This window comes from Wolbachia endosymbiont (group B) of Villa cingulata (genome assembly GCF_964028285.1).
GTDB lineage: Bacteria > Pseudomonadota > Alphaproteobacteria > Rickettsiales > Anaplasmataceae > Wolbachia.
On the sequence record NZ_OZ034766.1, the window covers coordinates 1006188 to 1026560 of the forward strand.

The following is a 20373-nucleotide window of genomic DNA, read 5'->3' on the forward strand; positions in this document are numbered from 1 at the left end:
GTTACTTTTTAAAGAAAGCATCGATGCACGCATCCCTAAAGGCTTCATTTATATCAGGATGAGAGTGACAAATTCTGTATATATCCTCTGCTGCTGCACCATATGCCATTGCAACCGCTGCTTCATTGATTAGCGTATCAGCGTATGCTCCTATGATATGTACACCGAGTATTGTATCTGCTTTGCTACAAGTCAGAACTTTCACGAATCCCTCAACATCGTCAGTGACTTTTGCTCTACCGTTTGCAGCAAATTGACATTTACCAACTTTATACTTTTGACCAGCACTTTTTAGTTCTTCTTCAGTTTTACCGATTGAAGAAACTGAAGGGTGGGTGTAAATGACTGACGGTATGATTTCATAATTAACGTGAGGCAATTGCCTTGCTAGTATCTCTGCAACTGCCACCCCTTCTTCCTCAGCTTTGTGAGCAAGCATTGCTCCACCAATCACATCACCAATAGCAAATATTCCTTTCACATTAGTTTCATATCTGTTGTTAACTTGAACGAAATCGCGATTATCTTTTTCTATTTTTTTATCAATACCAAGACCATCAGTACATGGTTTGCGTCCTGCTGCCACCAATACCTTATCCGCCTCTATAGTGTTTGTTTGATTATCTTTTACAGAGCAAACTTTCACACTCAAAGAGTTACTACTTTGTTTTATTCCCTCAACTTTAGTGCTAAGTAAAAATTTTATTCCCTGTTTTTGTAGACTAGAAAGTAGAGACTTACTTAATTCTCCATCCATTGCTGCAGCGATTCTGTCAAAAAATTCTACTACAGTGACTTCAGACCCTAGCCTCCTCCATACAGAAGACATTTCAAGCCCTATTGCCCCGGCTCCGATTACGACAAGTTTTTTTGGTACTTCAGTTAAAGACAATGCACCAGTTGATGAAATAATACTTTTCTCATCGATATTAATTCCTGGCAAAGAAATAACGTCAGAACCGGTTGCAATTACTATATTTTTTGTCTTCAGCACCTTACCTTCAACTGAAACTTCAAGGTTGCCTTGATCAAAAGAAGTAATTTTTCCAAGTCCATTGATCTTAGTAATTTTGTAAAGGTTAAACAGATATTCTATGCCTTTTCCAAGTTCCTGAACTCTAGCGTCTTTATAGCCTATCATTTCTCTCAAATCGAGACTTACATCCTTAACTTTTATGCCAAGTTTTGATAGATTATTTTTCGCGCTAGCATACTGATAAGAGGAATGGAGTAATGCTTTTGATGGTATACACCCAACTCGCAAACACGTGCCACCAAAAATGCTATTTTTGTCTATACAAGCAACTTTGAGTCCAAGTTTTGCAGCAGCAATAGAGCATTTGTAACCACCTGGACCACCACCTATAATAATCAAATCATAATCAGTCATAAAAAACAAACCTATTTTCTAAAGAATAAACACCATTTCCTTCAGTCGTTATATACATCTTACCATGGGTAAATACTGGAGCATGAAACACATTACCGGGTATTTTAATTACCCTTCCTGTACTTTCAGATCCAGGAAAAGCAAATATTGAACCTTTATTACTTGTTACCCAAAGCGTATGGGCATACATAATTGGAACAAACAATTGCACATTCTCTATAAAATCAGATGTCCAAACTGTTTTTCCACTTTGTATGTCGATGCCAATTACCTTATTATCTTTAGTCACCATGAAAATTCTTCCGCCTTCTTTTTGTTTCTCTGCAGGAATAAGAGGGCTATAATATGACTCAATGTTTGATATACTTTTTACTTGTAGTGGCCTTGACCATAAAATATTTCCTGAGTTTACGTCAATGCTATAAATATAAGAGTTGCTTGTAGCTATTAAGATATTATCGTGTACTCTAGGTGTAGTAGTTACATCTGTAAGCTGTGTATCTAAAAGATTTGTAGCTAATTTTTGGCTCCATAGTTTTTTACCTTCTTCATTAAAAGCTATTAACTCGCCATTTGAAAATGGTGCCATTATTTTATCATTAGAAACTGCTGGTGAGATGGAATATAAACCTCGAACCTCATTTATACCATTTTGATAAGCCCAAATGGGGCTGCCATCTTTTATATCAAATACATGTAGATAGTTATCAATAGTCAATACTACCAACTTATTGTTTATTACTATTGCTTTCCCTCTTGCCGGAGCTCTTAATTCTTTTTCCCATTGAATCTCCCCTGTTTTCGCATCTATTGTGTGTAGAATGTTATCCACTACAAAGAAAACATTTTCTTTGTAGCTCGATAAACTCATATTACCAATTTTTTTCCTACTTGAGAGGTATAATTTCCAATTTATAACTCTTGGGTTATCGATATCAAAGGAATATAAGGTACCGTGCTTGTCTGGTAAAATAACGCTATTTTCTGTAAGCATTGGAGCTACATATCCTTGAGATAATTTTTTATCTACTAAACTTATTCGTTCGCTTGCCATTGTATAGTTACTATACAATAACATTATCATGACAATTATTATTTTCATAATTTAGTGAAAACAAGATTCATTAATATACATACTAGAAACGTAAATCACAACGAAAATGTTCTTAATTGTGGATCAAAAGCATTAACGTAATGTCATGCCATTATGTAAAGATTCTCTTACTGTAATAATTTTTATCAAGTATTGATTAAAACACATTTCGATAGCCCAGACTAACGCTGTCAGTAATATTACCATAATATGAAATGGAAATGGACGCAGCATTTTCACGATGAAAGATATTGTTGTAATGTCATTCATTTAAACTATGCATATCAATTTGAAAAATGTACATTGTCTTATGCTATAGTACCTAAAAGTAAATGCTCAACATACAAAATAACGCTTCACTTTGCAGGCAATGGATATTCTTGGCAGTACTTGCTCTTGCTTGTTCTGGACTGCTGTCAATAATTGTTATTTTTCTACGATTGCCTTTTATTTCTTCTCTCATTCCTTCTGCACAATATATCTTTGATAATGCACTGGTGATACACGTAAATTTGTCAATTTTGGTATGGATGTGCTCTATAATATCTCTGCTCTTCATCATAAACTTAAAAAACACCAATCATTGGTTTAACTTCTCATGGATTCTCTCAATCCTTTCCATGCTGCTAATGTTTATATCTGCATTTGTTCCAAATACTGAAGTTATCAAAAGTAACTATATACCTGTATTACAAAACAAATTATTTTTACTTGGACTCAGTCTTTTCATTACCAGCATATTGATAAATACAGCTCTAGCCTACATATCAAATAAACAAGACTCATATCTTTCAATCGGACAAATTGGCCTGGTCATTATACTTGTGTCATCATTTCTTTGTGTTGTTTTAGCACATAAAAATATGCCTCCAGGTCTATATCACTCAGACAAGAATTTATTTTATGAATATCTCTTTTGGGGAGGCGGACATTTACTGCAGTTTGCCTTTGCTCAAGCAATGTTTTTAGTTTATTTGATCATACTGAATGCTCGCTATATTAGTCTAAATAAAATTACCATTTTACCACTATTTATAAACACAGTTTTGACCGTAGGTGCGCCGTTTATATACTTTATTTATTCGGCGGATAGTGCTGAATTGATACAGTTTTTTACCTGGCATATGAGAATTGCTGGAGCAGTTCTGCCGTGCTTTTTAACAATATTAGTGTATTGCAACACAAAAACTCTGCTCAATGATAAGGGCAATTATCTTCTCCACTCGTTTGTATTGTTCATTTATGGAGGTGTGCTTGGAGTGCTAACTATTGAAGGAAATGTCACTATCCCTGCGCATTATCACGGTTCTGTGGTTGGTATTACTATAGCTTTTATGAATTTTGTCTACTGGCTGTTACCAAAATTGGGCTGTAAAGAAATAAAAAGCTCCATAGTAAGATTACAGATTTATGCATATAGCTTGGGACATTTTCTCCACATTACTGGACTTGTTTGGCTTGGTGGATATGGTGCCTTAAGAAAAGTTGCAGATCTGCCAAGTATTTCATCAATGTTGGCACGTGCTTGTTTTATTACGGGTGGAGCTATATCAGTTATTGGTGGAATGTTATTCGTAATAATTGTGATTTTACATCTTCTTAAAGGCAAGGCTCGTACCAACTAACCCACAGAAACAAAACTAAAAATTTTAGTGTAAAATTACTATATTTACTTTGTACTATGGCTCAAATAACCTGCTTCAAATTTGGAAAGGCAATGAAATGAAAAAAACTATATCAAGCTAGACTGAATTCTTATTTGCTACTCCTTGTGGTTCTTGTGTTCCATTTACTTGAGAGCTAGGTTTCATTATTAAACCACCAGCTAAGAATGCAGATACTGTTGCTATAACAACGATTAACCACATGTCCAATTTAGTTGTATGTCCAAGTGTAATATACACTACTAACCCAACAGCAAGACCAGTACTAGCAGTAGCGATGTATGTTGCTTTTTCTTTTAGTTGTTTATTTGCTTCATTTTTGGTTTCTAATATTTTCTTTTCTTGCTGTAACTGCTGGATTTGAGTATTTATTTTTTGTTTCAGTTCATTCGATACTTCACTTTTTAGTTCATTTTTTATTTTATTTTTTAATTTAGATATTGCCTTTTCTGGGCTTTTTTTAACTTCTAGTTCCAACACGTCCTCAAGCAATTCTGCTAGTTTTATTTTTTCGTTGGAGGGCAGATAGTATGGATCATATAGAGCATTAACAAGATCTTGTAAATCAGAAAATTTAAAATCAGGCATAATAAACCTCAATACTAAAAATTTATCGTGTAATACATAAAAAACTAAAATCAAGAAATTTTGTATTATAAACTAAAATGTCAGACATTAAAATTGCTGTATTTGCTCAATTGTGCTAACTTAAAGCTTAAAACTGAAAAATATTTATGTTGGAAGAAAAATACAGCTTTAGAGAAGTTGAAGACAAATACAATGTATTATGGGAAGGAAGTAAAGTTTATAAATGGAGTAGTGAAAAGGGTAACACTTTCACTATAGATACGCCCCCACCAACGATATCAGGAAAGTTGCATATTGGCCATATATTCAGCTATTGCCACACAGACTTTATTGCAAGGTTTCAGCGTATGCTGGGAAAAGATGTATTTTATCCAATTGGGTTTGATGATAATGGCCTTCCGACTGAAAGGTTAGTTGAGCAAACCTATAAAACCCGCGCAAAAGAAGTTGGCAGAGAAAAATTTATAGAGATGTGCCATGAGGTTATTGAAAAATCAAAGCAAGAATTCAAGGAATTGTTTAAATCTGTTGGCATTAGCTATGACTGGGATTTGGAATACCACACGATCAGCAAGGAAGCTGTGGCACTTTCTCAAATGTCATTCATTGATCTATATAATAAAGAGTATGCATACAGAAAAATGCAACCTATTCTTTGGGACCCAGTCGATAAAACTGCAATTGCACAAGCAGAAATAGAGGATAAAGTCTTTGAGTCATTTTTGAACACGATAGTTTTTTCCACTGAAGAAAATGAGCAGATTAAGATTGCAACTACACGGCCTGAGTTGCTTCCAGCATGTGTTGCAGTTTTTTGCCATCCAGAAGATGCACGCTACACTCAGCTGATTGGAAAAATAGCCGTGGTGCCAATAACAGGAGCAAAAGTTCCAATAATAGCTGATGATAAAGTTAAAATAGATAAAGGTACTGGGCTTGTTATGTGCTGTACGTTTGGTGATGAGCTCGACATATATTGGCAGCAAAAGCATGGTCTGCCGATGAAAATTATTATCGATCAGGATGGTAGGATAAGTCTAGATTCAGTGTATGGTAATAATAGATCCCAGTGTCAAGGCACTGGGATAACAAAGGGGAGTGACATTCCAGTGCTTGACACTGGAATCCAGCCATTAGAGGAGACACACGCTCCAGCGCGTGACGCTGGAATCTACGATGAAATAAATGGCCTAAGGGTTAAAGAAGCAAGAAAGAGAATTATTGAAATCCTAACTGAAAAGGGCCTTTTGATAGAAAGTACTAACATTTCTCATTCCGTAAAGTGTGCAGAAAGATCTGGTGCATCACTTGAAATATTACCAACTTATCAATGGTTTATCAAGACTTTAGAGCAAAAAGCTCAAGTGTTAGATAAAGTAAAAAAGTGTAGTTGGCATCCAAAGTCTATGCGTAAACGCATGGAGGTATGGATAGAAGGGCTAAATTGGGATTGGTGCATTTCAAGACAGCGTTATTTTGGTGTGCCATTTCCGGTGTGGTATTCAAAACGTAAAGGGGAGGAGGGTAAAATCATTCTAGCTGAAGTAAAGGATTTGCCTATCGATCCACTCAAAGATTTGCCAAAAGGGTATATTAAAGAAGAGGTTACCCCAGACCAAGATGTAATGGATACGTGGGCCACAAGTGCGATCACTACCCAACTAAGTGCACTGGCAGTAAACAGTGAGCTCGGTTTACCAAGCCATCGGTATGATAAGATATTTCCTGCAGATCTGCGCAGCCAAAGCCATGAGATAATAAGAACTTGGGCTTTTTATACGATTTTGAAGGCACATTATCATGCAGATTCACTGCCGTGGAAAAATATCATGATTAGTGGTTGGTGTTTGGCCGATGATAAAAAAAAGATGAGTAAATCAAAAGGTAATATCATCACTCCTCATGTAATGCTTGAAACCTATGGAGCTGACGTAGTACGCTATTGGGCAGCAAACTCAAGACTTGGAGTTGACACAGTCTACTCTGAAAATATCTTCAAAATTGGCAAACGACTTGTTACGAAACTTTGGAATGCTAGCAAATTTGTTTCCATGTTTATGGAAAAACATCAAGCATTGAGCATAAATTCCATCAGTGAGACGATGGATAAGTGGATATTGTCCAAATTATATAAAGTGATAGAAAAAACGACGAACAACCTATTACAGTTTGAATACTGCGAAGCTTTGAGCGCAATAGAAGAATTTTTTTGGAAAGATTTTTGTGATAATTACTTAGAGTTAGTTAAAAAACGTGCATATGGAGATGCATTGGACAGCGAGGCAAACATGAGTGCGAAACAGAGTTTGGCATATGTACTCAATATTATTTTGCGGTTATTTGCACCATTTTTGCCATACATTACAGAGGAAATATATCATCAGTTGTATAGTTATAACTCTGTTCACAATAAAAGTAATTGGCCTAACAAGGAAGAACTTATCTACGATAAGTATTCTGAGGAAATGGGAGATAATTTCGTGCAGATATTAAACCTTGTGAGAAAAATAAAAGCAGATAATAACGTATCAGTTAAGCATCTTATACAAAAGTTGATGATAAAAGCGAGTGTAAAAGAGGATGAGTTAAATTATTCTGCTCAGCATGATTTGCAGTCAGTTTGCAATGCTGAAGTGATAGAATGGGTTGAGAGTACAGAAGCAGAGATTATAACTGAGAATGGAAAATTTACTGTAAGTTTATTGATTGATGTAACTTAGCATTCGTATTACTATACTAATTATTTAGTTGTGAGATAATAATGATTGGTAATTCATATGATAATAAAATTGAAGAACAAAAAGATGATTATCATGACTTCATTCAAAGGTTTTTGTTTTTGCTCGGTAAGATAAAAGAAAAGAATAAATCAATTCACACTGCTGTAGCTAGTTTTCGCATATTATCTTTTTTAATAAAATACAATGCCAATTTTAATGAAGATGAAGTGTATAAAGCCGTTATCCAAGGTTTCAATAATGTAAAGGAGGCGAGACTAGAGCTTCAAGATAAGGCTAAAAAGTATTGAATGGGTATATTGAAAGTGGCGTTGAAACAGTGTCAATATATGGTAGTTGTGCAGAAGTTAAATTGGGAGCTAATAAAAACAAATTCAAAGTCAGTGAGTTTTTGAATAGTAATTTCTGCCAAGATAATGGAATTTCAGGGTTTTCAACTCTGCATAGCAATGGAAAAAATGGAATGCACGGTTTTGTTTCTGAAGAAGGAATAAGGCACTATGTTGTAACTGATGGTGCATACGAAATGACTCTGAATTGGTGTGATGAGGACGGAAAAAAGTGCACTATTATAATTAATATTGATGCTAATGGTATAGAACTTATCGAGCGTAATCGTGTTACTGATGATCAATTGAAAGCAAATAAAGATGTAAAAATAGGTAACTTATTCTTGTATCAAATAAAATTTAGAAATAAGGAGAAAGGCAATCATAAATCATCTGAGATTGTGATAGAAAATAGTAATAGAAATATTAACATTCAAACAACTCAAGAAATTGAGCGTGGCAGCAAAGAAGCTCAAATAGGCAGTACTAAAATGCAAGACAAAATTGCACAAGTTGTAGATGACAGCTTAAACGAAAGAATTAATAAATTGGAAAAAGAAAATACAAGATTAACTGGAAATAATCAAACTATATTAGAACAATTACAGCAAAAAATGAGAGAGGTGGAGGAATTAAATGGAAAGGTAAGGGAAAAAGATGAAGTTTTGGCTGAAGTAACACAAAAACTCAAGCAGCTAAGTGATTCGGTAGAGAGTGAATTTGAAAGGAGAAAAGTAGAGAAGGAAAAGTTAGAGGAGAAGTTAAGGAAAGCGCAAAAAGAGATACAAAAGTTAAGTAAAGAAAAAGCTGAATTAGTGCAAGAAAAGCAAGGCTTGGAAGAATATGCTAAAATTCTAGTTGTCAAAATACAAAAACTAGTTAATCAAATAGGGCGATCAGATCTTAAACTGGATGAATCAATAAATGAAAATAAAAGGTTAGAACAAGAATTGAATGATACTAAAAAAGATTTAGGTGATAAATATAGTGAAATCCAGAGATTAGAAAGTCAATCACATGAATTAGAATCTAAAAAAGTAACAGAATTGATGACATGTTTAGAAAAGAAAGAGAAAAAAATAGCAGAGTTAGAAGCACAGTTGCAAAAAGAAAGTTCTGAAACTTATGATTTAATACTTAAATCATCGGATTTAGAAGAAGAAAAAAGACGATTACAAGAAAAGTTAAATGAAAAAACTCAAGAAGTGATTAAACTAACTGTAGATTTAGAAGAACTAAGTAAGCAATCGGAAGAGAAAGAAACTAAATATTTCAGTAGGATTAAAGAGTTAGAAAAAATTCTTAATAAAGAAAGAAAAAACAGTGAAGAGTTGGAAAATTATAGCATCAATCTGGAGGAAGAAAGTCAAATTCAACATGAAAAGTACAAAGAGTTACTATTTGAGAAGCATTCTATAAAAGAAGAAATTTCAGATTTGAATGATCAATCTTCATTAGTTCATCAGAATCGTGTGAGCTTAGCACAAGATTTGGCAAAAAACATGATATATTTGTTCAAAGAGAATATAAGAGAAGGAGATAAAGTGATTATATCGCAGGAAACTGTATTAGAGATTTTGAATAGATTGGAGGAATTAATCAAGAATTTTGGAGTCAGTGATCAAGAAATAAAAGGAGTAATTGAAGAAATATCTGTACAAACTAATGATAGCCTTGCTCCTTCAGATATAAGTAATGGAGATTTATCAGCACTACCAAATAAAGAGCTGGATGAAGCTTCATATTCAGAAGATTTTGGATATTCTAGTAGATGTTCTACTCCTAGATGTTCTACTCCCGTCTGATTCCACCTTGCATTTTGAGTTTAGTTAGCATATCAACTAAAGTTTATCACTGGTACAATTGTGATAAGTGTTCTCCTCTACAGGTAAGACAATTTTAATCAATATATACAAGACTGCTGAAGTTTTGTATATGGGTGATGAGCAATTTACTTAATAAATATAATACATTTTATTTTATAGCTAGTTCTCTGGCTACTCTCACGTTACTTACATCTTTAATGCTTATTAATGTACCTAGTTCTTTAATTCTCGCTTTAGCTGTATTATCTGTTTTGGCTTTTATGATTTTGTATAAAATAATTATTGACACTAGTAAAGTGGAGAAGAAATTTGCTCACAAAGAGCGTGAGTTGACTCAAGAAAAGCACAATTTATACGAGGAAGAAAGAAAATTTGGTCAAAAAATAGAAGCTGAGAGGAAATCTTTTCTTAAAGAAAAAAAATCTTTGGAGGAGAAATTAGAAGCAAAAATGATCCATATAATTGGAATAACAGACGAATTAGAAAAAGTAACGAAGGAGAAAGATGAGCTTGCTGCACAAGAAAAAGAACTACTCGATAAAATCTCATATTTGTGTAAACAGTTACAGGAAAAAGAAGCTAATCTAACTGAGAGGGAAAAACGCATAATGGAATTGAAAAGAAAAATAGACAATGATAAATATGAAGAATTGCATAAGGAAATAGAAAAATTATCCAAAGAAAAGGAAGAATTATCTAAGGAAATAGACAAATTACGTAAAGAGAAACATATACTATATATGAAAAAAGAAGAATTACATAAAAGAAAAGAAGAACTTTGTGTGAAATTAGATGAATTACAATGTAAATTTAAAGAAATTGATCAGAAAAATAAAAACTTATCTCAAGAGTTAAAAAGGAAATTTGAAGAGCTAGATAAAGCAGACGGTTTAATTAAAAATCAATCTTTTGAGTTAGACAGAATAAGACAAGACTGTAATAACGAAGTGAAAAATTTAAGAAATTCACTTTTAGAGCGAGACAGTCAAATAAAACAACTTCAATATGTGATAGATAAGATAGAAGAATCGATAAGAGAAAATGAAACAATTAAAGATTATAGCAAAAAAATAATATTAGGGGAGACTCAGAAAATAAAATTTATATTAGGGCAGCTTGTGCAATTCAAGCCAATGAAAGGTTCCAAAACATCGGAGGAAACGTCTGATTCTTTACAGGAAGATCTTGGATATGCCAGTCGTTCACCCACTCCGACCAGATTATCGGGTTCAGTGTCTGTACAAAGCATTGCAAGTGGACCAATCCCTGAATATGGATTGTAAAATGCAACAATTACTCTTATTATAAAAAAAATTATACAAGATAATGAACCCAATAATATGCGCACTGGATACACAAGATTTGAATGAAGCCATATCTTGGGCTAATGGTCTGCGTGATAAGGTTGGCATGGTAAAACTTGGGTTAGAATTTTTTGCTGCACATGGCCCTTCTGGAGTGAGAGAAGTTGCAAAATGCAATATACCAATTTTTTTAGATCTGAAATTGCATGATATTCCAAACACTGTCGCTAGAACGATTGAAGCAATCAAGATTCTAAATGTTGAAATGCTAACATTGCATATCAGTGGTGGAACAAAAATGCTTCAAGAAGCGCTAAGTATAGTGCAAGGAAAGAAAATAAAGCTAATTGGAGTAACAGTACTAACTAGTATGGGCAATGAAGATCTGAGTGAACTCGGAGTAGCAAGGGAAGCAAAATCACAGGTAATTTTGCTAGCAAAGCTTGCAAAAAAGATTGGACTACATGGAGTAGTTTGCTCTGCACTAGAAGCTCAAGAAGTGCGCCAAGAATGTGGTAAGGATTTTAAGATTATTACTCCAGGAATCCGTATGAATCGAGGTCATGATGATCAAAAAAGGACAGCAACACCAAAAGAAGCAATAAATTCAGGAGCTGATTATATCGTAATTGGCAGACCCATTACAAAAAGTGACAATCCCGCAAGTAGTGCAGAGTTAATATTGAAATCCCTTACTGATTGAAGCAGGGCAGATAAGGTAGCATAGGGTAAAAGCAACAAACGGTATGTATCCGTTCAGCAGGGTGGCAAAACAAGGTAGACGAGAAAAGATAACTAAATGGGTGTCATCCCAGTGCTTAACCATTTTTCTTTTTTTTCTGGATTCCAGCGGGCTTTGTTGCATAGCACCTTAAGCAGTGATGGTTTACGACAAATTTATGTAATGATTTCAAATTTAGCCATACCAATACCAGTGAATTTGTTGAGCAAATAGCACTTAATTAGTAATTCTTTTTCACGGTTTACTTCAGATTTATTCCTAAACAAATACTTGCTTCAACCTTGAGAAAAATCCTTCTATGTAAGATCTTTTTCCATAAATTGCTTCCTTTTTCCACTCTTTTACACCATCTTGTCCATATAATTTTATTAACCTAATAGCAGCATTTCTGTCAGACATATAATCTATTTTTGAATGTTCTGCTGCATCCTTTTTTGGTAGAACTTTTGTCTTTATATCGTATTTCTTACACAATTTATAAAGTTTTTGCCTATCGTATGCCCTATCTGCATATAATGCTTTTATTTTGTGCTGAAAATTAACTTCTTCAAGCAAGCTCCATAGTGGTCAGAGTAGACGCCATTACTGTATCTTGCAGCTATAGCTTTTTTACTATTCACACTTAACATAACATGTAACTTTCTTACTTGCTCGTAGCTTCGGTACTTTCTATCTGCACTGTTTTCCTTACTGTGGCCAGGAGTGTTACTGTAAATTTGTACTATCTATGATAATTTCAATATTTTCCATGTTGCTTTTATCAATCCTGCAATCATTTATCTTAATATTAAGTTTTTTTTGATGCTTGTGAATAGCTGATAACTGCCAAATTTTTTCCTATTTGTTGCAGATATCCTTTTACAAACCCTACCGTTTGTCTTAAGCCAATTCTAAAAAGATTAACGATTATATGCACCAAAATCACAACTTTATCACTATAAATATAGTTGCCGCCCTGCATTTTTGGACTATTTTCATACCAATTTTCGATAGCTTCATCGATGTAACGAAAAATATTCCCCCTTTTTTCAAGGAATTTGTTATATTCGTTTTGGTTACTGACTTTCATTTTCTGTGGCATATTTTTTCTTCAACAGTTAAATGGCTGTTTTATAATGAATTTTGTCAGTAGCCACCAGATTTTTTCAGTTGCTATGCAACAAAGCCCGCTGGAATCCAGAAATAAAGAACAATGGATCCCAGACTCATGCGTCAATGTTAAACAAAATACCATAGAATTCAAGAAGACAATTTCCAGAAAATCTCTATATCCTAAAAAAGGGAAATATTCTCTTTAAGCTACTATAACTTAATCAATAAACTCTCCTACGGGAAGATTAGTTTATTGATTGATATTATGTCTTGTAAAGGTAAATTCATAATCAAGAATAGCCTTTTTACGCTCTACTCCCCAGCGGTACTTATGAATTTTTCCAGATTTACAAATAACACGATGGCAAGGTATGAGAAGAGAAATCGGATTATTTGCAATTGCATTTGCAGTAGCACGTATAGCTTTTGGTTTGCCAATAATGTGAGCAATATTGGCATAGCTTATCGCTGTACCTGTTGGGATTGAAATCAATGCTTGCCAAACTTTAATTTGAAAATCTGTTCCTCTAACAAGTAAAGAGAATGGCTTCTCAGGAAGTTGTGTGTCAAAGATATTGTGTACAATTTTCTCTGTTGTGAGCCTATCCTCTTTTAAGCAGGCTTGTGGCCATTCTTTTTTAATTATCTCAATAGCTGAAGTTTCGGTGTTGCAAAAAGAAATATGACAGATGCTTTGTGTAGTCACTCCAATAAGCACTTTTCCAAAGATAGTAGAGTGGTACCCGTATAAAACATCGATAGATTCTTTATTTTCTCTAGGTGTTATAATCTGATATTTAGCCATACTTAAGAAATGAGTACTGATATAGTTTAAATTGATTTATACTAAAATAAAGAGTTCAAATGCTATGCGAGAACAATGGATCCCAAAGAAAAAACTTCTCACGTCTCTTGATTTTGAGAGCTAGAAATAACTATATTGTTTAGATTTTTAGTAATATACTCTAATGAGTTAATAATTAATCTGCTTAAAAATACAGAAGACAAAGTAGAGTGAACCTACAGTAAAAAGAGAATAAAAAAAACTCTGACAAAAAATTATACAAACTTTCTAAGGTGAACTTGAGCTTAAGAAAACATAAATCAAATTTTCTTGCTAAAAGACCTTACTTTCTCTCCAACCTTACTCAAACGCACTCTAGCTTAATGCATAATTTTACCCATAAACAACCTTATCTTTGGTACATTTATTAGTTACAAGTCATCTAGAAAACCCAGATGCTCTACGAAGCCCACCAATCAATATCAGATCCTGCTCTTGTCCTATAGCATTCAATATAGCGTATAACAAAACCATCGCATCTCCCCCAGTAATACGCTTGCATCCTCCACAAAATTCGTATTCACTTAACTGTCGATTTGCCTCCACCCTTTTTCGTTCAACTTGTTTTACGGTGTTAGCATACTTCAACTCTATTCCAATTGGATGAGTATCATCATTTTCCGCAGATTTTGATAATACTAGGTCTATTTTCCTTCCTCTCTGTAGCTGGAACTCAATAATTACCTTGGCAGGATTATCGCAACTTTGAAATATCCCACGCAACAAAGCCTGAAATTTAGCTTCATTGTTCACGAGTAGACGGTTTCCATTTAATAACGGAGACAACAGACGAGAAATCTCATTAAATAAAACTTCATACCTAGCCCTGTACTCACCATTCACATTACCATCATTACCAAAATTAGGCTCAGCACTCATCAACTGATCTGCAAATTGATGTAAGTTCCTAACATTACCCATTTGTTCTGAAAACCTTCCCTCGAAATAACCTTCACTATGAGAACGTGAGTAAGCACGTAGTGATTCGAATTTCTTTGCAGAAGCCACTTCCAGATGACCCTGGACATCTACTTCACAAAGTACTTGACGCATCTTAGCATCATCTGTGGCTTGAGGTAGTAACGACAGGTTCAATGCCTTATCTGGTAAAGTCTGCCACTTTAAAGGACGAAAAATGTGAAGCACAACAAAACCAATATTTGATAAAAATAGAGCTAAAGTTAATGCATGGCTTACAATATCTGCTGCATCTCCCCTACCACCTGTACGTTTCATTTTCTCTCCCTGAGAGTGGTTAAATAGATACTTGGTAACCCTTACCTCCCGCCCATCATCTGTTTCTAAGTCTCTCCTTGTAGATAAAACATTTCCAAAAACAAACGATGACGTACAGGAAAAAGTGTTACAATGAGGAGATTGAGTGAACTCTGATGCTATGGGTTGTAAGAAACGTTTTACATTTCCCCTAACTCCATTTCCATGAGGATGTAGTAAACCCGGTATTAAGGAAAGACCACCTTCTGAAAAGGGCTGCACAGAAGTTCGGAGACCAGCACCTCCACGTAATTGAAAATTTAACGCTACACAAACAGCATTTGGTGATGAGGTATGAATAGGCAAAGACGAAACAGAACAACTTTTAGCATAATCTTTAGCTTGCTCTAACCCTTCCTCATCACCAACCTTCAACTCAATTATAATTGGAACCGAATCATTTGCCTGATCAACACCACGAACAAGCAAAAGGAGAGTAGACCGGCGGAACTTCCCCACCAGTCTCTCGCAGAACTGCACGGAAACCTCTCGGCTTATACAGCTCCCATTATTTAGCCTTTTGATCCTAACCCAAGTGTCCAATGATAGAAAATACTTGGAGACCTCTTTCTCACTTTTCCTAAAAATTGCTTTGCTAGTCTTCCGTGATCACGAAGTTTCTTATATTTTGTCCTGACCCATCTTATGAGGTATCTCTCTATATTCCTGAGAGATGGATACATCTCTGATTTATAAAACCTGCCATAGTACTGAAACCAGCCTCTGACTATTGGATCTATTTTCTTCGATATTTCCTCTAGTGTGGTCCATGTAATCCGATGTATTCTCCATGACTTTATGGTTTTCTTGATCTTCTTCTTGGCTTTGTTACTAATTGCAGGTAGAAATGAGATGAAATAATTCCTCATCTTATTCTTTGCTACTCTAGGTCTAAAAGTATAACCTAGAAAATCAAAGCTTTGTTTAGGAAATTGTTCTTTTCTATCATCATCCTTACTGTACACAATCTGTGTCTTTTCAGGATGTAACTTCAATTTACACTTAGCCAATCTTTCTTCAATCATTACTTTCATAAATCCTGCCTGTCTTTTAGTTCTGCAGTGCACTATCGCATCATCTACATATCTTTCAAATGGTACTGTTTGACCTTACCCAGAAAAAGTAGACAGAAAGTTAAGACGTTTTTGAAGTAAAATAAAACGTTTTTTCAAAGAGGTGTGGTATGACAAAAAGAAAAGAATATACAGCAGAATTCAAAATTGAAGCTATAAGACTAGTAAAAGAAACAGGTCAATCATCAGCAAAAATAGCAAGAGATTTGGGTATTAGCGGTGATTCATTAAGCAGATGGGTAAAAACATACAATGATAGAATGTCTGGAGTAGATGCGTTTCCAGGAAAAGGGAAAGTAGCTCATTGTGACAAAGAAAAGTTTGATTTAAAGAAAGAGCTGGCAAGAGTAACGAGGGAAAGAGACATTTTAAAAAAAGCCCTGGGATATTTTGCAAACCAAAAAGAGTAAAATATTCTTTTATAAAAGAACATAAAAAATGCTATAAAATACGGGAATCATGCAGATTTTTGAACGTATCTGCTTGTGGTTATTATAAATGGATTACTAAGGAAAAAAACAACAAAAAATCAATAAGAGAAGAGCTCATACAAGATATTCAGAAGGTATATCGAGCATCACAATGCAGATACGGAGCTCCTAAAATTCACGCTGAATTAAAGGCTTTAGGTAAAAATTATAACATCAAAACAGTGCAAAATGTTATGCAGAAAAATGGCATTCAAGCTAAGCTTAGACGAAAGTTTAAAAGTAAAAAACCACAAATAGACAATAGAGTTATAACTCCTAACATATTAAATCAGAATTTCATCGCTGATCAACCTAACAAGATATGGGTAACTGATATTACGTACATAAAAACTAATGAAGGATGGTTATATTTGGCAGCAATAATAGATTTATATTCACGCATGGTGATTGGCTGGTCAATGAGTAATGCAGTAAATAGGCAATTAGTTATAGATGCGTTATTCATGGCTATTGGTAGGCGCAAATCTGCTAAAAATCTACTATTTCATAGCGATCAAGGATCGCAATACACCTCTAAAAATTATCAATTTTTACTAAGTACAAAAAATATTACTTCTAGTATGAGTCACAAAGGTTGTTGTTATGATAATGCTGTTTCAGAGAGCTTTTTTAGTTCACTTAAGAGAGAGTTACTCATTGATACTTCACAACACTCTGCACAACAAGCTAAAACCGCAATATTTGAATATATAGAAATTTTTTATAATAAACAGCGTAGACATTCTACTATTAACTATTGCATTCCTGAGCTTTTTGATTCATCATTCTCATAGCAAAAACGTCTTAACTTTCTATCTACTTTTTCTGGGTAAGGTCATGCGCTGGAATGACATGGTGGAATGTCCTTCTTGTCATTCCAGTACTCCTTTTCTTGTCATCCCAGTGTCGGAGCACTGGGATGACACCTCTCTTAAATTACTTTAGCTACAAATATCAAGAAATTTACCAAGTAGAAAAAAGACAAAAGAAACCCCCTATTAGCTAGCTCTAATCCTGAAAATTGGCCTGTCTTAAACAGCCCGTTTCAGCTTATATGGTTAAAAAACTAGAAGTTTTGTAAAGAAATAAGATGCACATAGTGCAAAAAATTAAAAATAAGACGACAACTGCGTTATGCTTTTGTCGTTTAATCTGCACAGACGAAGATAAATAGTATAGCGTTATCCTTATGGTAAGGGAGTTGAAAAAATTTATAAAGCAGGTTCTTTCATTAGTTTTTTTGCGAACATCAAACAATTACTTAGAAAAATTGGAAAGACCATTAAAATATTTTTTTACTTTTTATTCTATATATTTCAACATATTACCTTTAAGTACTAATAATTATGGCATTATTAATAGTTGAGTCGCCAGCAAAGGCAAAGACGATAGGTAAATATTTGAGTAAAGAATTCAAAGTGGCTGCATCTTTTGGCCACGTCAGAGATCTGCCAGCGAAGAATGGTTCTGTTGATCCTGATAATGACTTTGCCATGAAGTATGAGATTATTGAAAAAGCAGAAAAGTATGTAAAAGAGTTAGTCAAGGAAGCTAGTAAAACATCAGATATATACCTTGCAACAGATCCAGACAGAGAAGGGGAAGCAATAGCTTGGAATGTGATAGAGGCACTAAAGGAAAGAAAAGCAATCAATGATGAAAGCAACATTCATAGAGTAGTCTTTAACGAAATAACAAAAAGAGCAGTGCAAGAAGCTATAAAAAATCCACGTGAAATTAATATGGACTTAGTGCGTGCACAGCAAGCACGCAGAGCGTTGGATTATCTAGTTGGATTTAGCTTGTCACCGCTGCTGTGGACAAAATTGTCGGGAAGCAAATCTGCAGGGCGAGTGCAGTCTGTTGCATTAAAGCTTATATGCGAACGAGAGGATGAAATCAGTAAGTTTATAACACAGGAGTATTGGAGCATAAAGGCAGAAATGCAAAATAGCAAAGATGAGGCTTTTTTTGCTATGCTAAGCCACTATGACAATAAAAAGCTAGAAAAATTTGATATTAAGAATGAAGAAGAGGCAAAGAACTTAGTCAGGGAGATCGAGTCAAGGCAGTATGCTGTAAGCACAGTAGAACGCAAGCAAGTTAAGAGAAACCCGCTTCCTCCATTTATCACCTCAAGTCTTCAGCAAGATGCAGTGAATAAACTGTATTTTAATGTGAAAAATGTTATGCGAGTAGCGCAAAATTTATATGAAGGTATCAATATTGGTGGTGAAACCGTAGGGTTGATAACTTACATGCGTACAGATGGGTTTCATATTGCAGATGAGGCTATAAACTCAATCAGGGGATCAATTAAGTCATTATATGGTGATAAATATTTACCGCAGTCTCCTCGTAAATATGTAAAAAAGGTCAAAAATGCTCAAGAAGCACATGAAGCAATCCGGCCAACTGATATTAATAGAACGCCGGGTAGTATTAAGGATTACTTAACGCCAGAGCAATTTAAACTGTACGATTTAATCTGGAAAAGAACCATTGCAAGTCAAATGGAATCGGCGATTCTTGATCAAGTGGTAGTTGAAATTAGTTCTATTGACCAGAAAGTAATTCTGCGAGCAAGTGGGTCGAGTATATTCTTTGATGGTTTTTATAAAGTCTACCAAGATAACATAGAAGCTGAAAATGAAGGCCTGCTACCTGCCATGAAAGAAGAGGAAGCATGTAAGTTGATTTTTGTTGATCCGAAACAGCATTTCACTCAACCGCCACCTCGTTATAGTGAAGCGAGTATAGTAAAAAAAATGGAAGAAGTCGGTATAGGTCGCCCGTCAACTTATGCAACAATTATTTCGGTATTACAAGATCGTGAATACGTTACACTCGATAATAAAAGATTTATTCCAAGCAGCCGCGGTAAGATCGTGACTATATTTTTGGAAACTTTTTTTCAGCGTTGTGTAGAGTATGACTTTACAGCACAAATGGAAGAAAGGCTTGATTCAATCTCAAATGGACATGCAGATTGGAAAAAAGAACTAGGCTATTTTTGGGTGCCATTTTTTAATCATGTAAATTCTGTTAAGCAAATGACACATGATGAGATTTTTAGTGGTATTCATGATTTGGTAGTCAATTGGTTTTGCTCAGAGGAAGGAAAGGAAGAAATAGGTAAAAAATGTCCTAATTGCTCTGGTGGTATATTGAAATTAAATTTTGGAAAAGCCGGTGTGTTTCTTGGATGTTCTAACTATCCTGCATGCAATCATACAAAAGAAATTACGGGCAGTAATGACAATTCAGAATATCCAAAAAGTTTGGGTATAGATGATGTGACAGGCCAAGAGGTAATGATCAAAAAAGGTCCTTTTGGACTTTATCTGGAGTTTAATAGTGAGTCAGAAAAGAAAAAAAAGATTTCTGTACCAAAAGATATAAATGTTAATGATATTGATCTAAATACCGCCACTCGATTACTTTCCCTGCCGAAAATAATCGGAGAACACCCAGAAACTGGAAAGGAAGTAAAAATAGGTCTTGGACGATTTGGGTACTATATTCTCTATGATAGTCGATACTTTTCTCTTAAAAAAAGCTCTAAGGAGGTATTAGACACACAATTAAACGAAGCTATACAAATTATTGAGAGCAGCCCACGCAAAGAGCTAAAATCTCTTGGTTTTAATGAAAAGGGAAAAGAAGTTTTTATCTGCAACGGTAGGTACGGATTCTATATAAAATGCGGTAAAACAAACGTTGCTTTGGGCAAGAATGCAGATATTGAAAGTATAGATCTGAAGAAGGCTTTAGAGTTAATTAAGAATAAAAAGTAGACTTCTTGCATAACCATTCTTTATATGTTCTTTATTGTTGTTCCAGCCCTACACGCTGGAACTGAGAAAAAAGAGCCTGAATTACAAGAAAGAAAATATTCAGATAACGAGAAAGTTGTCACCTGGTTAGCAGCTACAGTCGTGTGAC

General features: G+C 34.5%; 19 protein-coding genes. 9 read left to right on the plus strand and 10 right to left on the minus strand.

Annotation, left to right across the window (positions count from 1 at the left end; genetic code table 11):
• Position 1: 1 nt before the first annotated feature.
• The 4 genes from lpdA to ABWU52_RS05165 form a co-directional block, all read right to left on the minus strand.
• The gene (gene lpdA, locus ABWU52_RS05150) at positions 2 to 1390 is read right to left on the minus strand and encodes a dihydrolipoyl dehydrogenase (protein WP_353276465.1); all 1389 of its coding nucleotides are present in this window, start codon (positions 1388 to 1390) and stop codon (positions 2 to 4) included.
• Positions 1383 to 2492: a PQQ-binding-like beta-propeller repeat protein gene (locus tag ABWU52_RS05155; protein ID WP_353276466.1), complete on the minus strand. Its 1110-nt coding sequence runs from the start codon at positions 2490 to 2492 to the stop codon at positions 1383 to 1385. Before ABWU52_RS05155 ends, lpdA begins: the two co-directional genes overlap by 8 nt.
• Positions 2493 to 2576: 84 nt before the next feature.
• Positions 2577 to 2753, minus strand: a complete 177-nt coding sequence (locus ABWU52_RS05160; protein WP_160141980.1) for a hypothetical protein — start codon at positions 2751 to 2753, stop codon at positions 2577 to 2579.
• Between the two features lie 52 nt (positions 2754 to 2805).
• Positions 2806 to 2985 carry a hypothetical protein gene (locus tag ABWU52_RS05165; RefSeq protein ID WP_230440362.1) on the minus strand — a complete coding sequence of 60 codons (180 nt, stop codon included), beginning with the start codon at positions 2983 to 2985 and terminating at the stop codon, positions 2806 to 2808.
• Between ABWU52_RS05165 and ABWU52_RS05170 the strand changes: the two genes are divergently transcribed.
• Positions 2906 to 4108, plus strand: coding sequence for a cbb3-type cytochrome c oxidase subunit I (locus ABWU52_RS05170; protein ID WP_353277739.1), 1203 nt, complete (start codon positions 2906 to 2908; stop codon positions 4106 to 4108). The two genes, ABWU52_RS05165 and ABWU52_RS05170, sit on opposite strands and share 80 nt — an antisense overlap.
• A gap of 117 nt (positions 4109 to 4225) precedes the next feature.
• On the opposite strand, the gene ABWU52_RS05175 is transcribed toward ABWU52_RS05170, so the two are convergent.
• Entirely contained in the window at positions 4226 to 4735 is a 510-nt protein-coding gene (locus tag ABWU52_RS05175; RefSeq protein ID WP_353276467.1) for a hypothetical protein, read from the minus strand.
• Between the two features lie 146 nt (positions 4736 to 4881).
• Here ABWU52_RS05175 and ABWU52_RS05180 point away from each other — a divergent pair, with 146 nt between their 5' ends.
• The 5 genes from ABWU52_RS05180 (at position 4882) to pyrF (ending at position 11635) form a co-directional block, all read left to right on the plus strand.
• Positions 4882 to 7455, plus strand: a complete 2574-nt coding sequence (locus ABWU52_RS05180; RefSeq protein ID WP_353276468.1) for a valine--tRNA ligase — start codon at positions 4882 to 4884, stop codon at positions 7453 to 7455.
• 41 nt (positions 7456 to 7496) lie between these two features.
• Positions 7497 to 7763 (plus strand): hypothetical protein, encoded by a 267-nt coding sequence (locus ABWU52_RS05185; RefSeq protein WP_353276469.1) that lies wholly within the window; start codon positions 7497 to 7499, stop codon positions 7761 to 7763.
• Complete coding sequence (locus tag ABWU52_RS05190; RefSeq protein WP_353276470.1) at positions 7760 to 9607, plus strand: hypothetical protein; 1848 nt, start codon at positions 7760 to 7762, stop codon at positions 9605 to 9607. The genes ABWU52_RS05185 and ABWU52_RS05190 overlap by 4 nt, the downstream gene beginning before the upstream one ends.
• A gap of 137 nt (positions 9608 to 9744) precedes the next feature.
• Complete coding sequence (locus tag ABWU52_RS05195) at positions 9745 to 10911, plus strand: hypothetical protein (protein ID WP_410541975.1); 1167 nt, start codon at positions 9745 to 9747, stop codon at positions 10909 to 10911.
• Between the two features lie 43 nt (positions 10912 to 10954).
• A complete protein-coding gene (pyrF, locus tag ABWU52_RS05200) occupies positions 10955 to 11635 on the plus strand; it encodes an orotidine-5'-phosphate decarboxylase (protein WP_353276472.1) in 681 nt (226 codons plus the stop codon).
• 297 nt (positions 11636 to 11932) lie between these two features.
• Here pyrF and ABWU52_RS05205 read toward each other — a convergent pair whose 3' ends face one another.
• The 5 genes from ABWU52_RS05205 to ABWU52_RS05225 all read right to left on the minus strand — a co-directional run bounded on the left by ABWU52_RS05205 (position 11933) and on the right by ABWU52_RS05225 (position 15919).
• Complete coding sequence (locus ABWU52_RS05205; protein WP_246433103.1) at positions 11933 to 12229, minus strand: transposase; 297 nt, start codon at positions 12227 to 12229, stop codon at positions 11933 to 11935.
• 232 nt (positions 12230 to 12461) lie between these two features.
• Complete coding sequence (locus tag ABWU52_RS05210; RefSeq protein WP_353276410.1) at positions 12462 to 12755, minus strand: transposase; 294 nt, start codon at positions 12753 to 12755, stop codon at positions 12462 to 12464.
• Positions 12756 to 13016: 261 nt separating this feature from the next.
• Positions 13017 to 13571 carry a methylated-DNA--[protein]-cysteine S-methyltransferase gene (locus ABWU52_RS05215; protein ID WP_353276473.1) on the minus strand — a complete coding sequence of 185 codons (555 nt, stop codon included), beginning with the start codon at positions 13569 to 13571 and terminating at the stop codon, positions 13017 to 13019.
• Positions 13572 to 13988: 417 nt separating this feature from the next.
• The gene (locus tag ABWU52_RS05220; RefSeq protein ID WP_353276474.1) at positions 13989 to 15344 is read right to left on the minus strand and encodes a hypothetical protein; all 1356 of its coding nucleotides are present in this window, start codon (positions 15342 to 15344) and stop codon (positions 13989 to 13991) included.
• 53 nt (positions 15345 to 15397) lie between these two features.
• Entirely contained in the window at positions 15398 to 15919 is a 522-nt protein-coding gene (locus ABWU52_RS05225; RefSeq protein WP_353276475.1) for a group II intron maturase-specific domain-containing protein, read from the minus strand.
• A gap of 149 nt (positions 15920 to 16068) precedes the next feature.
• Between ABWU52_RS05225 and ABWU52_RS05230 the strand changes: the two genes are divergently transcribed.
• The 3 genes from ABWU52_RS05230 (at position 16069) to topA (ending at position 20225) form a co-directional block, all read left to right on the plus strand.
• A complete protein-coding gene (locus ABWU52_RS05230; protein WP_064085359.1) occupies positions 16069 to 16368 on the plus strand; it encodes a transposase in 300 nt (99 codons plus the stop codon).
• Entirely contained in the window at positions 16344 to 17222 is an 879-nt protein-coding gene (locus ABWU52_RS05235) for an IS3 family transposase (protein ID WP_353277659.1), read from the plus strand. The genes ABWU52_RS05230 and ABWU52_RS05235 overlap by 25 nt, the downstream gene beginning before the upstream one ends.
• 552 nt (positions 17223 to 17774) lie before the next feature.
• Positions 17775 to 20225: a type I DNA topoisomerase gene (gene topA, locus ABWU52_RS05240; RefSeq protein WP_353276476.1), complete on the plus strand. Its 2451-nt coding sequence runs from the start codon at positions 17775 to 17777 to the stop codon at positions 20223 to 20225.
• Positions 20226 to 20373 lie beyond the last annotated feature (148 nt).

Coding starts and splice junctions, on each gene's coding strand:
- ABWU52_RS05225 (WP_353276475.1), bottom strand. CDS start 15,919: ATGAAAGTAATGATTGAAGAAAGATTGGCTAAGTGTAAATTGAAGTTA.
- lpdA (WP_353276465.1), bottom strand. CDS start 1,390: ATGACTGATTATGATTTGATTATTATAGGTGGTGGTCCAGGTGGTTAC.
- pyrF (WP_353276472.1), top strand. CDS start 10,955: ATGAACCCAATAATATGCGCACTGGATACACAAGATTTGAATGAAGCC.
- ABWU52_RS05180 (WP_353276468.1), top strand. CDS start 4,882: ATGTTGGAAGAAAAATACAGCTTTAGAGAAGTTGAAGACAAATACAAT.
- ABWU52_RS05185 (WP_353276469.1), top strand. CDS start 7,497: ATGATTGGTAATTCATATGATAATAAAATTGAAGAACAAAAAGATGAT.
- ABWU52_RS05160 (WP_160141980.1), bottom strand. CDS start 2,753: ATGAATGACATTACAACAATATCTTTCATCGTGAAAATGCTGCGTCCA.
- ABWU52_RS05215 (WP_353276473.1), bottom strand. CDS start 13,571: ATGGCTAAATATCAGATTATAACACCTAGAGAAAATAAAGAATCTATC.
- ABWU52_RS05195 (WP_410541975.1), top strand. CDS start 9,745: ATGAGCAATTTACTTAATAAATATAATACATTTTATTTTATAGCTAGT.
- ABWU52_RS05210 (WP_353276410.1), bottom strand. CDS start 12,755: ATGCCACAGAAAATGAAAGTCAGTAACCAAAACGAATATAACAAATTC.
- ABWU52_RS05175 (WP_353276467.1), bottom strand. CDS start 4,735: ATGCCTGATTTTAAATTTTCTGATTTACAAGATCTTGTTAATGCTCTA.
- ABWU52_RS05155 (WP_353276466.1), bottom strand. CDS start 2,492: ATGAAAATAATAATTGTCATGATAATGTTATTGTATAGTAACTATACA.
- ABWU52_RS05230 (WP_064085359.1), top strand. CDS start 16,069: ATGACAAAAAGAAAAGAATATACAGCAGAATTCAAAATTGAAGCTATA.
- topA (WP_353276476.1), top strand. CDS start 17,775: ATGGCATTATTAATAGTTGAGTCGCCAGCAAAGGCAAAGACGATAGGT.